Annotated in this window: 15 protein-coding genes and 3 tRNA genes; 1 reads left to right on the top strand and 17 read right to left on the bottom strand. The window is 57.8% G+C overall.

Translation table 11 applies throughout. The features are described 5' to 3' along the window. Positions 1–62: 62 nt before the first annotated feature. From G3M63_RS11410 to G3M63_RS11400, 3 genes are all read right to left on the bottom strand, one after another. Positions 63–1013 carry an AraC family transcriptional regulator gene (locus G3M63_RS11410; protein ID WP_163984250.1) on the bottom strand — a complete coding sequence of 317 codons (951 nt, stop codon included), beginning with the start codon at positions 1011–1013 and terminating at the stop codon, positions 63–65. A 302-nt stretch (positions 1014–1315) separates the two neighbouring features. Continuing rightward, the gene (locus G3M63_RS11405) at positions 1316–2161 is read right to left on the bottom strand and encodes an IclR family transcriptional regulator (RefSeq protein WP_163983162.1); all 846 of its coding nucleotides are present in this window, start codon (positions 2159–2161) and stop codon (positions 1316–1318) included. Positions 2162–2320: 159 nt separating this feature from the next. Next, positions 2321–2397: transfer RNA gene (locus tag G3M63_RS11400), tRNA-Arg, on the bottom strand. A 314-nt stretch (positions 2398–2711) separates the two neighbouring features. Here G3M63_RS11400 and G3M63_RS11395 point away from each other — a divergent pair. Further along, positions 2712–3029 (top strand): Arc family DNA-binding protein, encoded by a 318-nt coding sequence (locus tag G3M63_RS11395; RefSeq protein ID WP_150300416.1) that lies wholly within the window; start codon positions 2712–2714, stop codon positions 3027–3029. Positions 3030–3083: 54 nt separating this feature from the next. Here the strand turns inward: G3M63_RS11395 and G3M63_RS11390 are convergent, their stop codons facing one another. From G3M63_RS11390 to G3M63_RS11325, 14 genes are all read right to left on the bottom strand, one after another. Then, a complete protein-coding gene (locus G3M63_RS11390; protein ID WP_150300417.1) occupies positions 3084–4220 on the bottom strand; it encodes a sodium ion-translocating decarboxylase subunit beta in 1137 nt (378 codons plus the stop codon). Between the two features lie 12 nt (positions 4221–4232). After that, positions 4233–6026 carry a sodium-extruding oxaloacetate decarboxylase subunit alpha gene (gene oadA / locus G3M63_RS11385; RefSeq protein WP_163983160.1) on the bottom strand — a complete coding sequence of 598 codons (1794 nt, stop codon included), beginning with the start codon at positions 6024–6026 and terminating at the stop codon, positions 4233–4235. Positions 6027–6074: 48 nt separating this feature from the next. Continuing rightward, a complete protein-coding gene (locus G3M63_RS11380; RefSeq protein ID WP_150300419.1) occupies positions 6075–6326 on the bottom strand; it encodes an OadG family protein in 252 nt (83 codons plus the stop codon). A 283-nt stretch (positions 6327–6609) separates the two neighbouring features. Continuing rightward, complete coding sequence (gene mgtE, locus G3M63_RS11375) at positions 6610–8031, bottom strand: magnesium transporter (RefSeq protein ID WP_163983158.1); 1422 nt, start codon at positions 8029–8031, stop codon at positions 6610–6612. Positions 8032–8207: 176 nt separating this feature from the next. Then, positions 8208–8284: transfer RNA gene (locus G3M63_RS11370), tRNA-Arg, on the bottom strand. Positions 8285–8381: 97 nt separating this feature from the next. After that, positions 8382–8472, bottom strand: a tRNA-Ser gene (locus G3M63_RS11365). Between the two features lie 59 nt (positions 8473–8531). Further along, on the bottom strand, positions 8532–8717 hold the full coding sequence (csrA, locus tag G3M63_RS11360) for a carbon storage regulator CsrA (protein WP_150300421.1): 186 nt from the start codon (positions 8715–8717) through the stop codon (positions 8532–8534). Positions 8718–8941: 224 nt separating this feature from the next. Then, positions 8942–10183 (bottom strand): aspartate kinase, encoded by a 1242-nt coding sequence (locus tag G3M63_RS11355; protein ID WP_150300422.1) that lies wholly within the window; start codon positions 10181–10183, stop codon positions 8942–8944. Between the two features lie 81 nt (positions 10184–10264). Beyond that, positions 10265–12886 (bottom strand): alanine--tRNA ligase, encoded by a 2622-nt coding sequence (gene alaS, locus G3M63_RS11350; RefSeq protein ID WP_163983156.1) that lies wholly within the window; start codon positions 12884–12886, stop codon positions 10265–10267. A 182-nt stretch (positions 12887–13068) separates the two neighbouring features. Continuing rightward, complete coding sequence (astA, locus tag G3M63_RS11345; protein ID WP_163983155.1) at positions 13069–14088, bottom strand: arginine N-succinyltransferase; 1020 nt, start codon at positions 14086–14088, stop codon at positions 13069–13071. Between the two features lies 1 nt (position 14089). Further along, positions 14090–15112, bottom strand: a complete 1023-nt coding sequence (locus G3M63_RS11340) for an arginine N-succinyltransferase (protein WP_163983153.1) — start codon at positions 15110–15112, stop codon at positions 14090–14092. A 15-nt stretch (positions 15113–15127) separates the two neighbouring features. Next, a complete protein-coding gene (locus G3M63_RS11335; protein ID WP_163983151.1) occupies positions 15128–16342 on the bottom strand; it encodes an aspartate aminotransferase family protein in 1215 nt (404 codons plus the stop codon). Between the two features lie 81 nt (positions 16343–16423). Beyond that, positions 16424–17407: a GlxA family transcriptional regulator gene (locus tag G3M63_RS11330; RefSeq protein WP_163983149.1), complete on the bottom strand. Its 984-nt coding sequence runs from the start codon at positions 17405–17407 to the stop codon at positions 16424–16426. A gap of 155 nt (positions 17408–17562) precedes the next feature. Beyond that, entirely contained in the window at positions 17563–18378 is an 816-nt protein-coding gene (locus G3M63_RS11325) for an SDR family oxidoreductase (RefSeq protein WP_150300427.1), read from the bottom strand. Between the last annotated feature and the right edge of the window lie 113 nt (positions 18379–18491).

Raw genomic sequence — 18491 nt, 5'->3', positions numbered from 1 at the left:
GTCGCATACATGGACAGAGAGAAACTTTATTAATATCAGTATGTTACGAAGCGATCAGACTCTTAACGGCGGCGCAGCGTCTCAGAGGGAAGCTCGCCAAAAGCGCCTTTGTAATTCTCGGAAAAACGGCCAAGGTGCATGAATCCGTAGTCCAGCGCGACTTCTGTGACGTTGCGCACCCTGGCCGCCGGATCGCACAGGCACTCCCTTACGCGCTCTAGCTTGCGGGCACGAATATAATTCTTCGGCGTTGTACCGGCGTTACGGTCAAACAGCGCATATAACGAACGCGGACTGATGCGCACCGCCTGTGCCAGCTGGTCGATACTGATGTCCTGCTTGAGGTTTTCGTCGATGTACTGGGCAACCCGCTCGAAGGACGGACAGCTTTCGCTCAGCTCTTCCCGGCTGACGTTGTTACTCAGCAACCCCAGCAGCTTCGACGCGACGATGCGCGTGTACTGCTCACGCACCATGGGCATGCTCTGATCGCCCTCGGCTTCGTGACAGATCATCGTCAGCAGATTGATGAAGCCGTCCAGCTGGTTCATGTCGTGCCGGGCAGCGAAACGTATCCCCTCTGCGGGTCGTCGCCAGTTGTTTTCGGTGCAGGCCTTGTCCAGAAACGCCGCAGGGACCTTGATGATGAACTTCTCGCAATCATCAGAATAGGTCAGGTCCACCGGGTCATCGGGGTTGATAAGCAGCAGCTCGCCCGGTCTGAAATGGTGTTGCTCGCTCTTGCCACGCCACAGACAATTACCCTGGAGCAAAATCTGCAGGTGAAACACGGTTTCCAGGGCAGGCGACGTAACGTGCACACCCGCCCCATACCGAATTCGACAGAGATCGAGATTGCCGAACTCACGGTGACTGAGTGCCGCGTTCGGTTGACCGCGCCTGGGCAACTGGATGCTATGCAGACCGACATGCTGGTTTACATAGTCTGAGACGCAATACGGGTCAGCGTTAGCAAACACACGACTCGTTTCACCAAGCAGGCGACTTTCCATAATAAGGTTGCTCTTGTATGTGAAGGCGCTCGACTCGATATCTGGCGAGTCGTCCATTGCTATCCATGGCAATCCAGGCGATCCATCGCATACAGCTCCGGCAGATAGGAAGCGCTGCCGAAGCCGGTTAAGGGCTATGGGAACAAGCTCAAGCGCTCAGCAAGCCCGAACCGATGCCAGATAGTGTGCCTTATACGCCTTACCGTGCATTCAACCAAAGTCGCATATGGCCGATAATCGAACACAATCATTCAATGCCGAACGAGAGACGCCCGTCGGGTTGATTCACATCAATGACACCGTCAGATCGGGCTGAATAGCTGACTGCTCAACTCCTGGCTCGCTGTCAGCATTACCGGAAGAATTCTCCTTTCCAGATCAGCCGCAGGCACTCTTCCGGCATGAGTACTGACGTTCATCGCTGCCAGTACATGACCTGCCGAATCGAAAACCGGCACGGCGATCGAGCGCAGCCCCTGCTCCAACTCCTGATCTACCATGCACCAGCCCTGGCGTCGCACCTGTTGCAGGCACTCCCACAACGCTTCTGGCGTGGCAAGGGTGCGACTGGTCTTGGGCTGCAGCTCGGCATTTGCCAGGTAATCAGTCAGTTCGACGTCATCCATTGCAGCCAGTAACACTCTCCCCATGGACGTACAGTAAGCGGGCAAACGGCTACCCACGCTGAGGTCCACCGAGATCAATCGCTGCGGAATGGCCGAGCGCGCTATATACAGCACCTGATCGCCCTCAAGCGTAGCCAGATTGCATGCCTCGTGAAGCTGCTCGCTGAGGTGGTCCAGATAGGGTTGCGCAGAAACGGCAAGCGGCGTGGACGACAGATAGGCATGACCCAGAGTCAGCACTTTCGGCAGCAGCGAATAGGTTCGCCCGTCGGTCGTGGCGTATCCCAGCTTCATCAATGTATACAGACAGCGACGCACCGCAGCCCTGGGTATCTCGGTGCGGTGGCTTATCTGCGCAATGGTCAGATGCCGCTTGCGTTCCTGGAAAGCATTGATTACAGCCAGCCCCCGCGCCATGGAGGTCATGAAATTCGGATCGCCACTCAGCGCAGCGATGCGTTTGGCAGGCGACACATAGGCCGGGGGCGCAAGGGGTGATCTGGGTGGGAGCGAGTCAGACATCATCAAACCTGGGTGTTTTGTTAGGTAGGCGATTATCGGACGACTGTGCGCTTATCGCAATTCCCGCAACACGATTCTGGTGGTTGCAAACGAATGGAAGGTTGGCAAGGCAGATGCGCAGCGTGAACAGTAATGTTCACAGAAATCAGCATCTTGTTATGGTGCGCGAGCCGGGATTCGAACCCGGGACCTACCGCTTAGGAGGCGGTCGCTCTATCCAGCTGAGCTACAAGCGCAGATTTAAGAGTGCAAAATCGACGGGCATATTAACTGATCAAGCGCAAGCTTGGCCACTTCCCAAAACAAGTTCAGTGCCAGTTTCATCCGCAACGTCTGTAACCCGTCACATCTTGAAGACATTTTTTTGTCGCAAAGGTGGGAAATTTAAAAAAACCCGGTATAAAGGAGCATTGCACCACAATCTGTTGTCTGCATCACATTGGGGGTTCCGCTCCTCCTGAAAAAAAGCCGGCGATCACCCTGACGGAGATTCACGCAGCTCCAGATGCCGCCATCGACCATATCTAGACAAAGCGATTATTCTTGCCTTATGAAAACTGCAATCCAACACTACACCAGCAGGACCGCAGACAAATTCGTCGTACGTTTGCCGCAAGGCATGCGGGACCGTATAGCTGAGGTCGCGAAGCAGCATCACCGCAGCATGAATTCAGAAATTATCGCGCGTCTCGAACACAGCTTGCTGGATCTGCCAACGCTTCCAGAACAGCCATCACGGCAAGCCCTGAACGATCAACAGCTCGAGTCGCTGAGCCATCCCGAACAGGAACTGCTGCTACGCTTCCGCGAAATGAGCCGTCGCCAGCAAAACGCCCTGCTTGCACTATTGGTAAGCGAAGCGTCCTGATCGTCAGGCAAAAAAAACCCGCTCAATGAGCGGGTTTTTTTATGGCTGGAGCAATCAGCCTACGAACGTAAGCAACACACCTGCTGCAACGGCCGAACCAATCACGCCCGCAACGTTCGGACCCATGGCATGCATGAGTAGAAAGTTGTGGGGATTGGATTCCAGCCCAACGCGGTTGGAAACCCGTGCGGCCATCGGCACAGCGGAAACGCCCGCCGACCCGATCAAAGGATTGATGGGCGTCTTGCTGACCGCGTTCATCAACTTGGCCATCAATACCCCAGTGGCAGTACCGACGCAGAAAGCGACCATACCCAGTACCAGGATGCCCAGGGTCGTCATTTGCAAGAAGGCTTCCGATGATAACTTCGAACCGACCGACAGACCGAGACCGATGGTCACGATGTTGATCAAGGCGTTGCGACTGGTATCAGCCAGGCGCTCAACGACACCGGATTCACGCATCAGGTTGCCCAGGCAGAACATACCCACCAGCGGCGCCGCATCTGGCAGCAATAAGCCGACCAGCATCACCAACGCCAGCGGAAAGATGATCTTCTCGGCCTTGCTGACAACGCGCAGCTGAGTCATGACGATGGACCGCTCCTTTTCCGTGGTCAGCGCGCGCATGATCGGCGGCTGCAACAGCGGCACCAGCGCCATGTAAGAGTACGCGGCAACGGCAATCGGTCCCAGCAGTTCAGGCGCCAACTTGGAGGTCACAAAGATCGAAGTCGGCCCATCGGCCCCGCCGATAATGGCAATGGACGCGGCCTGCTTCAGGGTAAACTCAAAGCCAGGAATGCCCCAGGCAGTCAAAGCCAGAGCGCCCAGCAGAGTACCGAAGATACCGAACTGAGCCGCAGCACCAAGCAACAGCGTACGCGGGTTGGCCAGCATAGGTCCGAAGTCAGTCATCGCCCCGACACCCATGAAAATGAGCAGCGGAAAAACACTGGTCGGAATACCCACTTCATAGATCAGCTTGAGGATACCCATACCCTCGGCCATGTTGGCGACCGGGATATTGGCCAGCATACCGCCGAAGCCGATCGGGATCAGCAGCAGCGGCTCGAAGCCTTTCTTAATCGCCAGGTAAATCAGACCGAAGCAAATGAAGATCATGAACAGCTGACCCGGCTGTATGTGATACAGGCCGGTGGAGTGCCAAAGAATCTGAAGCTTATCCATTCAAGGCTCTCCTTAACCGATCGTCAGCAAAGTGTCGCCGACGTTGACCGCGTCGCCCACTTTGACATTGACCGTACCGACAGTCCCCGATCTGCGTGCGCAGACTTCGGTTTCCATCTTCATGGCTTCGAGAATCATCACCACCTCACCGTCTTCTACCGCGTCGCCCGGGCTGACCAGTACCTTGAAGATATTGCCCGCCAACGGCGCGGGTTGCGGTTCGCCAGCGCCAGCTGCCGGAGCAGGTGCTGTGCCCGACGTTGCGGCTGCAGGTGCGTTGCCATCGACCGGCTTGATACCCGTGATATCGCCCCCATCAGCGACCTGAACGACGAACTCCTTACCGTTCACGGTAACCGTATAGACTTCCGGCTCGCCTGGCTTGGTGGTTTTGGCAACCATTTCCTGACCAGTCGGCACCGGCTCGAAAGCGTCCGGGTTACCACGGTTTTCCAGGAATTTCAGGCCAATCTGTGGGAACAATGCATAGGTCAATACATCGTCGATTTCGTTGTCGGCGAGCTTGATACCTTTCTCTTGAGCGATACCCCTGAGTTCGGCAGTCAGCTTATCCATTTCCGGCTCGAGCAGGTCTGCTGGGCGGCAAGTGATGGCTTCAGCACCGTCCAATACGCGCTGCTGCAGCTCAACATTGAAGGGCGCCGGTGCCGCGCCGTATTCGCCCTTGAGAATGCCCGAGGTTTCTTTGGTGATCGACTTGTAACGCTCACCGGTAAGGACGTTGATGACGGCCTGGGTGCCAACGATCTGCGAGGTAGGGGTCACCAGAGGGATGAAGCCAAGGTCTTCACGCACGCGGGGGATTTCTGCCAGTACTTCATCGAATTTGTCGCCGGCACCCTGCTCCTTCAACTGGCTTTCCATATTGGTGAGCATGCCGCCAGGAACCTGGGCAACCAGAATGCGCGAATCGACGCCTTTCAGGTTCCCCTCGAATTTGGCGTATTTTTTCCGTACTTCACGGAAATAGGCCGCAACTTCCTCAAGCAGCAGCAGATCCAGCCCTGTGTCGTGCTCGGTATTCTGGAAAATCGCCACCACGGATTCGGTCGGTGAGTGGCCATAGGTCATCGACATCGAAGAAATAGCAGTGTCGACATTATCAATACCCGCCTCGACTGCCTTGAGAATAGCGGCAGTGGACAGACCAGCGGTCGCATGGCATTGCATGTGCACCGGGATGCTCAGCGAAGCTTTCAGGCGTGAAACCAGATCGAAACCCACGTACGGGTTAAGGATACCGGCCATGTCCTTGATCGCGATGGAATCGGCGCCCATGTCTTCAATGGTTTTGGCCAGGTCGACCCACATTTCAACAGTATGTACCGGACTGGTGGTGTAGGAAATCGTGCCCTGGGCGTGCTTACCCTGTGCCTTGACGGCTTTAAGCGCCGTTTCGAGGTTACGCGGATCGTTCATCGCATCGAATACGCGGAACACGTCGACGCCATTAACGGCGGCACGCTCAACAAACCGCTCCACTACGTCATCTGCGTAATGACGATAACCAAGCAGATTCTGTCCACGCAGCAACATTTGCTGGCGTGTATTGGGCATTGCTTTTTTCAGTTCGCGGATGCGTTCCCACGGATCTTCACCCAGATACCGGATACAGGAGTCGAAAGTTGCTCCGCCCCAGGATTCAACTGACCAGAAGCCTACCTGGTCCAGCTTGCCGGCAATCGGCAGCATGTCCTCGAGGCGCATGCGCGTGGCCAGGATGGATTGGTGGGCGTCTCGCAAAATGACATCAGTAATGCCCAAGGGCTTCTTGGTATCGGTCATAGTTGTATGGCCTTTTTGATTTTTAGGATGAAGTTTTCGTCAAGGTATTCAGGAAGCGCGTGAACGATGCTGTCGTATGGCAGTACTGATCACGGCGATGAGTTCGGGATCGACTGCGTCTGGAGCAGGCTTTGGTCGAGACGGTGCCTTTGGCGCCGGAATGGCATCAGGGAAATATTTCCCCAGCAGCTTGGACATCAGCGTAACAATAACCACCAACGAAACGAGGAAGGCAAAGACCGCACCCATCCCCATGATCATCAGATCGACGCCTTCCATCAGCATTTCTGTTGAATTCATTCTTGTCTCCCGCCCTCGCACGCTCGCGAAGCGAGCTGTTGAAAATTCGGTTTTATTGTTCAGAAAAAGCGACACCGGTCATTCGTTTCGACCGGTTCTGCTCGCGCAAAACCGGTGTAATGTATCCTGATGTGACATTCTTGGCAATCCAGGCGACATCATAAGCCGCGCATAAGAGGCGGCCAGCTGGTGATTCGTAGACGGCTCGTCGCGAGCCGCAGGCCGCTTTTCCCCGCTGCTGTCCGGCGGGACGAGAGCAGGCGAAAGCGTCTAGACCAAGACTCTAGAGCAGAAAAATTGTAGCCAGCCCGAGGAAGATAAAGAACCCGCCACTGTCGGTTATTGCGGTAATCATCACACTCGCACCCAGTGCCGGGTCGCTTCCCATGCGCATTCTTGCCAACGGGATAACCACACCCATGATCGAAGCCAGCAGCATGTTCAAGGTCATGGCTGCGAGCAGCACGACAGCCAGCGCTACGCTTGCATAGAGCCAATAGGCAATAATGGACAGTACCACCCCCCAGAACACGCCATTGATCATTGCCACAGACGCCTCCTTACGGATCAGGCGCCGGCCATGGGCGACCTGAACCTGGCCGGTGGCAATGCCGCGCACGATCATGGTGATGGTCTGGTTTCCGGAATTACCGCCTATCCCGGCAACAATCGGCATCAAGGCCGCTAGCGCGACCAACTGCTCGATCGCATGCTCGAACAGGCCAATCACCCGGGAGGCTATCAGGGCAGTACACAGATTCACCGCCAACCAGGCCCAACGGTTGCGTACCGACTTCCACACGGAGGCGAAAATATCTTCCTCCTCGCGCAGACCAGCCGCATTGAGCGCCTCGGTTTCGCTCTCTTCACGGATATAGTCGACCATTACACCAATGGTCAGGCGACCCTGCAGCGCGCCCTGAGCATCCACCACCGGTGCTGAGACCAGGTCGTAACGCTCGAATGCCTGAGCAGCCTCGCCTGCATCATCCAACGGACCAAAAACGACCGGCTCGACGGCCATCGCGTCGCGCACCAGCTCATCGGGCGAGCCAACCAACAAGCGCTTGATCGGCAGCACACCTTTAAGCACGCCGTCCACGTCCACCACGAAGAGCTTGTCGGTATGGTCAGGTAGCACATCGAAACGGCGCAGATAACGGATCACCACTTCCAGCGACACATCATCCCTGATGGTGACCATGTCGAAGTCCATCAGCGCCCCGACCTGATCGGCATCATAGGATAATGCCGAGCGCAACCGCCCGCGCTGTTGTGCATCAAGCGTATCCATCAGCTCGCGCACTACGTCACGGGGAAGATCCGGCGCCAGGTCTGCGAGCTCGTCCGCATCCAGCGTGTTGGCCGCAGCAATGATTTCGTGATCATCCATGTCCGCGATGAGCGTCTCACGCACCGCATCGGACACTTCGAGGAGAATCTCACCGTCCCGCTCGGACCGCACCCGTCGCCAGACCGCCAAACGCTCTTCAAACGGGAGGGATTCCAGGATATAGGCGATATCGGCCGGGTGAAGCTCGTCCAGCAGAGCCTGTAAGTCGACGAGGGACTGGCGATAGGTCGCGCTATCCTCAACCTGCACGGAACCGCGATGATCGCCGATACCGAGCTGCTCAAGCAGTACCACGACCTGATCGAGTCGATCCTGAAGGCTGTCCGGCAAGTTGAGGCTGGGATCTGACATGGATACTTCCCGATAGTCTGGCGATGCGTCAGCAAGATGAGCCAAGCGAGGCGGCGTTTGGCAAACCTGATTTCAGCCTAGCAGGAGCCTGGCCGCTTGTGCGTCTGGCCAAGACTTGGCCAAGCAAATGAGGAGCAAAAAAAAACCCACCGGCATTAACCAGTTGGTTTTTCGTTTGGTGCACTCGGAAGGATTCGAACCTTCGACCGCTCGGTTCGTAGCCGAGTACTCTATCCAGCTGAGCTACGAGTGCATTGTGGGGCGTATTATAGGGCGTTAATTTCAACTGTCAAACATTTTTTTCTTTAAAATTCAGAAGCTAACGTCTGACCACCACTACAACCACAAAGTGGCGGAGAGGGCGGGATTCGAACCCGCGATACCCTTTTGAGATATACTCCCTTAGCAGGGGAGCGCCTTCAGCCACTCGGCCACCTCTCCGTAACGCGCTGAATATTACCGATGCGCTCCGCCCAATGCAATAAAAAACTTTAAGAAATTTAAACGCTTGGCTCTTCACCTTTCTCTTTTTGAATACGCTGATAAATTTCTTCACGATGAACCGCCACTTCTTTGGGCGCATTCACCCCGATGCGAACCTGGTTGCCCTTCACACCCAGCACGGTCACCGTTACTTCGTCACCTACCATCAGGGTTTCACCAACCCGACGAGTCAAAATTAGCATTCCTTTCTCCTTGATTTTGATCAGCACACAGCAGTCTGCAAAAACCGGCTAGTTGCCTGTCGGCCGCCTTGCTGGCATGGATGTTGACCACACGATGCATCAGGGGTTCGATACATATGCGGGTTAACTCATGCTGGGAAGCCAAGAGGGGCACGTCAGCCAAAGGGACGCGCCCTCGCAAGCGTCGCAGGGACGCTTGCGGTCAGTTTGATAAAAACAAAATCTCAGAGCCGATCAGCACCCGACGCTTCAGTATCCAGATCAAAGGCTGAGTGAAGCGAACGCACCGCCAGTTCGAGATATTTTTCGTCAATGACTACGGAAATCTTGATCTCGGAAGTCGATATCATCTGGATATTGATTCCCTCGCGCGACAGGGCCTCGAACATTCTGCTCGCTACCCCGGCGTGCGAGCGCATACCGACGCCAACAATCGACACTTTCGCGATTTTGCTGTCGCCAGCTACTTCGCGCGCGCCGATTTCGGTGGCGATCCTGCGCAAGATATCTTCGGTCTTGCGCAGATCGTTACGATTGATAGTGAATGTAAAATCAGTCGTATTATCCTTCGACACGTTCTGCACGATCATGTCGATCTCGATATTGGCCGCGCTTACCGGCCCGAGGATCTTGAATGCCACGCCGGGGGTGTCGGGCACGCCACGAATAGTCAGCTTGGCTTCGTCACGATTGAACGCGATGCCGGAAATGACAGGTTGTTCCATGGATGAGGCTTCCTCAAGGGTGATTAGCGTTCCGGGACCTTCTTTGAAACTGTGCAGCACCCGTAGCGGGACGCTGTATTTGCCGGCGAATTCCACCGCGCGAATCTGCAGCACCTTCGAGCCCAGGCTGGCCATTTCGAGCATTTCCTCGAAGGTGATCTTATCCAGCCGGCGAGCGCTTTCGACAACGCGCGGATCAGTGGTATAGACGCCGTCGACGTCAGTATAGATCTGGCATTCGTCTGCCTTGAGCGCCGCCGCCAGGGCGACCCCCGTGGTATCGGAACCGCCGCGGCCCAGCGTGGTGATGTTGCCCTGCTCGTCGACGCCCTGGAAACCCGCGACGATCACTACCCTGCCGGCATCCAGGTCAGCCCGCACCCTGGCTTCGTCGATGTGCTGAATACGCGCTTTATTGAAAGCGTTATCGGTCACGATGCGGACCTGGGATCCCGTGTAGGAAACCGCCGGCACATCAATCTCTTTCAATGCCATGGCTAACAGGCCGATAGTGACCTGCTCGCCAGTCGACAGGATGACATCCAGCTCCCGTGAGTCCGGATCGGCCTGGATCTGGCGCGCCAGATCAATCAGGCGGTTGGTCTCGCCGCTCATGGCCGATACCACTACCACGAGATCATCCCCACGCGCCCTGAAACCTTTGATCTTCTCGGCTACCTGGCAAATGCGCTCGACACTGCCAACCGAGGTACCGCCAAACTTCTGGACAATAAGCGCCATCGTGTTGCACCAATCCCCATAGCGAAATCGGATATCCCGATCATCCTCCAGACATCAACGATGCCTGGGCCCTTAATACTGTTACTGCGCCAGCAAGTCGTTCAGCGTTTCAGCCAGCGCCCCATCCAACGCAGCGACATCGGTACCACCACCCTGCGCCATGTCCGGACGTCCGCCGCCCTTGCCGCCTACCCGAGCCGCTGTGTTGCGGATCAGATCGCCAGCTTTGACACGACCAGTGAGGTCCTTGGTCACACCCGCGACCAGAACGACCTTGCCGTCCAGCTCTCCGCCCAGCAGTACAACTGCCGAACCGAGCTTATTCTTCAGCTGATCGATCAACGCCAGCAGCGCTTTTCCGTCCTGACCGTCGACTCGCTTGACCAGTACCCGCATGTCGCCGACCTGTTGAGCCTCAGCAGCCATATCGGCGCCCGCCGCGCTGGCAGCCTTGGCCTTGAGCTGCTCAAGGTCCTTCTCCAGCTGGCGGTTGCGCTCGATCAACCCGGTCAGCTTGTCGAGCAGGTTATCGCGGCTGCCTTTCACAAGCTGAGCGGCCTGCTGAAGCTGTTGTTCTGCTTCGGTCATAAGTGCCAAAGCCGCCTTGCCGGTCACTGCCTCGATCCGGCGAATACCCGCTGCGATACCACTTTCGTTGGTAATGCGCAGCAAGCCGATATCGCCAGTGCGATTCACGTGGGTACCGCCGCAGAGCTCCACCGAAAAGCCGTCGCCCATCGTCAGCACCCGGACTTCATCGCCGTACTTCTCGCCGAACAGCGCCATGGCGCCCTTGCGCTTGGCCGTCTCGACATCAGTCAGCTCGATCCTGACCTCTGTGTTCAGACGGATTTGCTCGTTGACGATGTCTTCCAGTTGCTGCAGCTGCTCAGGCGTGATTGCTTCGAAGTGACTGAAGTCGAAGCGCAGACGCTGGCTATCCACCAATGAGCCTTTCTGCTGCACATGCTCACCCAGGACCTGACGCAGTGCGGCGTGCAGCAAATGCGTGGCGGAGTGGTTGAGCTTGGTGGCCTGACGCACGCCCTCCTCGACGATCGCCTTGATTGACGCGCCGACATTCAGACTGCCGCTGGCCACAATACCGTGGTGCAAATGCGCGCTACCGGCCTTGGTGGTATCGCGGACATCGAATCGTACACCCGCGCTTTCCAGATAACCGGTATCGCCAATCTGTCCGCCGGACTCTGCATAGAAAGGGGTCTGATCGAGTACCACTACGCCCTTCTCACCCTCGGCCAGGCTGTCGACCGACTGGCCGTCACGGTACAACGCCAGAATCTTGCCGGCGCCGGTAGTCCCTTCGTAACCCTGGAAGCGGGTTTCGGCACTGACCTTCACCAGGTTGCTGTAATCCATACCGAATTGGCTGGCAGAGCGGGCACGTTGACGCTGTGCGTCCATGGCGGCTTCAAAACCGGCTTCATCCAGCGTCAAACCGCGCTCCCGCGCGATATCACCGGTCAGGTCCATGGGGAAGCCGTACGTGTCGTATAGCTTGAACACTACCTCGCCAGGAATTTCGTTGCCCTGGAGGCCGGCCAGATCCTGCTCGAGAATCCGCAAGCCCTGTTCCAGCGTCTTGGCAAATTGCTCTTCCTCAGCCTTCAGCACACGCTCGATATGCGCCTGCTGAGCCTTAAGCTCGGGAAAGGCTTCGCCCATCTCGGCAACCAGACCCGCAACGATCTTATAGAAGAAAGCGCCCGACGCCCCCAGCTTGTTCCCGTGGCGGCATGCGCGGCGGATGATCCGACGCAATACGTATCCGCGTCCTTCGTTCGAAGGCAGCACACCATCGGCAATGAGAAAGCTGCAGGAACGGATGTGATCGGCTACGACTTTCAGCGAGGCAGCATTATCCTGCTCACAGCCAATGGCAGCAGCCGCAGCGGTCAGCAGGTTCTGGAACAGATCAATATCGTAGTTGGTATGGACCTTCTGCATGACCGCGCTCACACGCTCAAGTCCCATACCGGTATCCACACTGGGGGCTGGCAGCGGATGCATCACGCCATCAACAGTCCGGTTGAACTGCATGAATACCAGGTTCCAGATTTCGATGTAGCGATCGCCGTCCTCTTCAGGGCTACCCGGCGGGCCGCCCCAGATATGCTCGCCGTGATCAAAGAATATTTCAGTGCAGGGACCGCACGGACCGGTATCGCCCATTGCCCAGAAGTTATCCGAAGCATAGGGAGCCCCCTTGTTGTCGCCGATACGCACCATACGCTCGACCGGCACGCCGATCTCCCTGGTCCAGATATCATAGGCTTCGTCATCATCAGCATAGACCGTGACCCAGAGCTTTTCAGACGGCAGATTCAGCCACTGCTCGGACGTCAGGAAATCCCAGGCGTAGACGATCGCATCGCGCTTGAAGTAATCGCCAAAGCTGAAATTGCCCAGCATTTCGAAGAAGGTGTGATGCCGCGCGGTATAGCCGACATTTTCCAGATCATTATGCTTGCCGCCAGCGCGTACGCATTTCTGGCTGCTGGTGGCGCGGGTATAGGCACGCTTGTCCAGCCCCAGGAAACAGTCCTTGAACTGGTTCATGCCGGCATTGGTGAACAGCAATGTCGGGTCGTCCGCTGGCACCAGCGAACTCGAGGCGACACGGGTGTGTCCCTGGCCTTCAAAGAAGCGAAGGAAGGCTTCACGAATTTGTGCGCTTTTCATAATCCCCTTACCGAAACAGGTCAGCCGGACAGTGAAGACCCTGAGGCCTTTTCACCAGGACAAAGCGCGCATTATATAGGTATCCGCGCCGGGCTTGCATTAGCGGCACACTTGATAATAGCTATGGCGCTGATAGCGCGTTACCCGGCCATGTGGCGACCAAGCCATCGCACAGCGCCCCGTCAGGGTGAGCGGGCGTACAGCGATACCGCCCGCACAGGCGTACCTGCGCGCACACCCAGGCGGGCAGCCGTTTCGGGCGCAACCACCAGGGTCCCTGCCGCCACGCGTGCGGGCGCACAGGTGATGCGGCAGTCCTCGCGCCCACGGTTATGGATAAGAAAAGGCTCGGCGCTCTCACCGGGAGTGCCGGTGGCGAGTACCAGAACCCGGCTCTCGTGGATAGCCCGAATCTGCTCGAGGGGCGATTCGAGTGTTGCACCGCCATCAAAGATATCGATATAGCCCTGATAGCTCATGCCCTCTTCCTGGGCCATTTCCAGATTCGATTCCGATTCGGGGTGCACCTTGCCCATTGCATTTCGGGCTTCCTCACTGAGAAAGCACGCGTACAGCGGAAACTTCGGCATCATCTCGGCGATAAATGCCTTGCTGCCGATGCCCGTAAGATAGTTTGCGCGGGAAAATTCCATCCGGAAGAAGTGCCGTCCGAGACTCTCCCAAAAAGGTGAACGGTCCTGCTCGTCGGAGATGCCGCGCATTTCAACGATCACCCGCGAGGAGAACGACTGCGGGAATTCAGCCATGAACATGAAACGCGCCTTGGACAGCAGCCTGCCGACCATACCCTCGCGGAACTGCGGCTCGAGGTACAGTGAGCACAGCGCTGTCGCCCCGGTCAGATCGTTGACCAGAAACAGCGTCGGGTGCTGGCGATAGACTTGCAGCTCGCGACTGGCCGTGACAGTGAGCCCGAGGCGATAGCTGTACCAGGGGTCGCGCAGACCCGCAGCGGCGAGCATGCCAGTGGTGCCAATGATATTGCCGCCCTCATCCTCAAGCACCAGCAGGTAGTCGGCGTCGGCCTTGTCGACTTCGCCACGGAAGCTCGCTTCAACATTGCGCAAACGCCGCTCAAGGTCCTCCTCGCTGGCGGGCAGTGTAGTCAGTACCGCGCCTGCAGTAACCGCCAACTGGGTCAAGCTCGCCAGATCATTGACGCTTGCAGCACGAACCAGCATATCAAGCCTCCCTGACCAGTCTGAGGGTATCGCCCGCTTCCACCTTGAGCAAGTCCGCTTGCTCGGGGGAAAGCACCAGGGGTTCATCGGCACCGCAGGCCAGGCGCAGCGCGCAGGCGCGATAGTCCGCCACCCTGGTATTGGCAGCCAACCACAAGCCGTCGGCTGGCTCAGGTACGCCAATCTCCACCTTTACCGTCTGACTTTCGCCGACCGTACGCAGCGTAGCCGTACGGGCCTGGACAACGGGTCCGCCATCGAAAATATCCACGTAGTTGTCCGTTTCGAAACCTTCACGCATCAGAATATCGAAAACCGCCTGAGCCGATGGATGTACCTGCCCGATCACCTCCTGGGCTTCGTCCGATAGCATTGGCACGTAGATGGGATAACCCGGCATCAGCTCTGCCAGAAAATTGCGGCCCCGGCTGCTGCCCATTTGCTCGGCTTCGCTGTAACTCACCGCGAAGAAATGCCGGCCTACCGCATCCCAGAAGGGCGCGTTGCCCTGCTCATCGCTGATCCCGACAATCTCGGCAGCAGTGGACTCTGCGAAGCGCTGCGGGTGATTTGCCATGAACAACAAACGCCCCAGGGCATTCAGCTCGCGGGCAGTGGATTGCGCCCTGGCCGCGGGTTCCAGATGAAAGCCCGTCAGCAAGCTATGCCCGGTCAGATCATGGCAGAGCGACAGAACGTGGATCCGGTTATGCAAGCCCAGCTCGCCCGACGCATGCACAAATGTTTCGTTACGGAAGGTATAGAACGGCTGGCTGAAGCCGGCCGCCGCGATAACGCTGCTGCACCCTGCCAGGCGGCCGGACGCCTTGTCTTCCAGCACAAACAGGTAACGCTCTTCACCACTGAAGACGACTTCCTCGGCCATCGAAGCCTCAGACGCCTCGATGATTTCCACCAGGCGTTGGCGCTCGGCCGGCAGCGCGGTAACGCCAACCGGACTGGCGCTGGCAAGCCGCTCTATTTCAGGCAGGTCAGCCATGGTGCATAAACGTTGAACGAGCATTGGCGGCGCCCCAGCTTAGCCAACCAGACCGGTTAACGCATTGCGCAACCGCTCCAGCGCTTCCTCTATATCCTGCTGCGGGATGATCAGGCTCGGCGCGATCCGCATCACGTCGGGGCCCGCCTGCAACACCAGCAGCCCCTCCCGCTGCGCTGCTTCCTGTATCTGCCTGGCCTGGCCTTTCCACGAAGGGGACAGCACAGCCCCGATCAACAACCCCGTGCCACGTACCGATTCGAATACATCCAGATCGGCAGCGATGGCCATCAACCCATCCACCAGCAACTTGTTGCGTTCAGCCACGCCATCCAGCACTTCACGGGTATTGACGATATCCAGCACCCGCTCGGCAACCGCACATCCCAGGGGGTTACCGCCGTAGGTACTGCCGTGCGTACCGACGCCGAAATGCCGGGCGACGCGGTCGGTGGTCAACATCGCAGCGATCGGGAACCCACCGCCCAGACTCTTGGCACTGGTGAGAATGTCCGGCTGCACAGCGCTGTGCATATAGGCAAACAATTTGCCGGTACGCCCCATGCCGGTCTGGACCTCGTCGAAGATCAACAGCGCGTCGTGCTCATCACATAACTGCCGCGCAGCCTTGAGATATTCCTCGCTAGCACCGATCACCCCACCCTCACCCTGGATGGGTTCGATGACGACCGCACAGGTACGCTCTGAGATCTGCGCACGCAGCGCATCGATGTCGTTGTAGGGGACGTGGCTGATTCCCTCGATGGCGGGACCAAAGCCCTCTGAATATTTCGGCTGACCACCAACACTGACGGTGAACAGGGTACGGCCATGAAAACTGTTGGTGCAGGCGATGATTTCGTGCTTCTGCGGGCCCGCAGTCTCATGCGCACGCCGCCGCGCCAGCTTGAACGCAGCCTCGTTGGCCTCGGCACCGGAGTTGGCGAAGAACACCTTTTCCGCAAACGTCGCTGCGATCAGCTTGGATGCAAGACGCAGCGCAGGCTCATTGGTCAGCACATTGGACACGTGCCACAGCTTGGCGGCCTGTTCGGTCAGCGCCTCAACCAGGCCAGGGTGCGCGTGGCCCAGCGCGTTGACAGCAATACCGCCCGCCAGGTCGACGTATTCTCGGCCCTGCTGATCCCAAACGCGGGAACCCGCCCCACGTACCGGGATCATGTCCACCGGAGAATAATTTGGCACCATGACCCGATCGAAATCGGACCGGCTGACCTGCGTCGACTCTGTCATTCCGTTCTCTCCTGCTGCCGTTAGGTACGGCGTGAACACGTAGGTGATGAATCCGCCACCACACCGGGCGGCGGTCAAGATTTACTTGGCAGCCGCGTCGGCCGCCTGCTGTGCCCGGCGCTGATTGCGGTCTTCCCGGGGCGTGACACCAAAACAATTACGGTAGGCGCTTGAGAAATGCGGACCGGAAGAGAAACCGCAGGACAAACCAACCTGGATAATCGACTTACTGGTCTGCAACAGCATCTGCCGCGCCCGGTTCAAGCGCAGCTCCAGATAATACTGGGACGGTACGCTATTGAGATATTGCTTGAAGATGCGCTCCAGCTGACGCCGCGATACGCAAACATGCCGGGCGATCTCGTCGGTCGTGAGCGGCTCCTCGATATTCGACTCCATCAGGATCACAGCCTGCGTCAGCTTCGGATGCGTGCTCCCTAACCGGTTACGGAGCGGCACGCGTTGGCGCTCACTGCCATCACGGATGCGCTCGACTACCAGATCCTCGGCAACCAGCGCGGCCAGCTCAGCGCCGTGGTCCTCGGCGACCAGTGTCAGGAACAGGTCAGCAGTAGCCTGCCCCCCGCTACTGGTGAGCCGGCCACTGTCCTGCTCGAACAGCTGAGTGGTCGCCTGTACCGCCGGGAACCGTTCGCGAAACTCATCGATAACCCGCCAATGCACAGCGCATCGGTGCTCGTCCATCAATCCGGCCAAAGCCAGCGGAAACACCCCGCCTTCTATCCCGCCAAGCACCACGCCTTCGCGAATCATCTCGCGCCAGCGCAAAATCATGGAGGGAGCCAGGGATTCCGGCGGAACAAACAGGTCGGCGACGATCCAGAAGCGATCAAACACCATATCTTCGGACCAGGGCGCCGCGGGCAGCTGCCAGCCTTCTTCGCTGACAATCGGCTCTTCATTCAGCGTCAGGCATTGCGCGGTATAGCACTCGAATCCGGCCATCCTGTTTGCGGACCGCAAAACCGAGAGACCAGCCATCATCGCCGCAGGGTGGCTACCCGGCCACATCAGAAAGGCGATTTTCCGCTGCTCAGATGACATCAGCCGACCTGCGCGCACTCGTCAACACGAATAAACTCCGCTCGAATCTCAAGCAACGCATTGTGCCACAAGCGCTTGAAACTGGCACAGCGCAGGCAACGAAAAAAGGCGTACCCCACCGAGTACGCCTTTGGCTGCCCCCCTGTGCGAAACGCTCAAGACGGGGTTGCTAACCGCTTTTCCATCAACCGGGTCATCTCAGCGTAAACAGCGTCCGGATTGGCTTGCTTCAGCGCCCAGGCCTGTCGGCCGCTCTCGTGCGGCAGGATCATGAACTGCCCCGCTTCGCTCTGGGTGTAGATGCTGTCCGCCACCTCTGCCGCTGAGATCGGCGAACTCTGCAACAGTTTGGCGATCTGCTCCCTGGATGCCTGGTCCGGGCCGCGGTAAGAGTCCAGCAGATTGGTCTGAAAAAAGGAGGGACACGCCACACTCACTTCAACACCCAAGGGCTTGAGCTCCGCCAGTAAGCTTTCCGATAGCGCTACCACGCCTGCTTTCGCCACGTTGTAGTTGCTCATCCCCGGCGACTGCATCAACGCAGCCATCGATGCGATATTGATAATGCGCCCGCTGCGTTGCCTGGTCAGCATCGGAACGAACGCCTTGCACCCCTTCACTACGCCCATCAGATTGATGCTTATCTGCCACTCCCAGTCCTCAAGCGTGAGTTCCCAGAACAATCCACCGGACGCCACGCCTGCATTATTGATGAGGACATCAATACCCTCCATACGCTCCTGACAGCTCTGCGCCAACGCCGCCAGCTGGCTGAAATCACGCACGTCACAACGCTGTGTGAACGCCCAGCCCCCTGCCTCACGTACCATTGCGAGTGTCTCAGCCAGGCCTTCGTCGTGAATATCTGCAAGCGCCAGCTGCGCCCCTTCCCGCGCGTAACGTAGCGCCAACTCGCGCCCCAGACCGCTACCCGCCCCTGTGATGACTATCCGTTGCCCCGAATTCTGCATAATCGCTCCCGGTTCCGTGCGGCGCTGCGCCAGAACGCTCCGTTGACCCGCTGTTGTTATGTCATGCCCGCTCAGTTTAGCGGCATGGGGAGCGGGAACTCCTGCAGAGCGAC

Origin of the sequence: Pseudomonas sp. OIL-1, assembly GCF_010669185.1 — a bacterium.
Lineage (GTDB): Bacteria > Pseudomonadota > Gammaproteobacteria > Pseudomonadales > Pseudomonadaceae > Halopseudomonas > Halopseudomonas profundi.
This window is presented reverse-complemented; position numbering and strand designations above follow the sequence as displayed.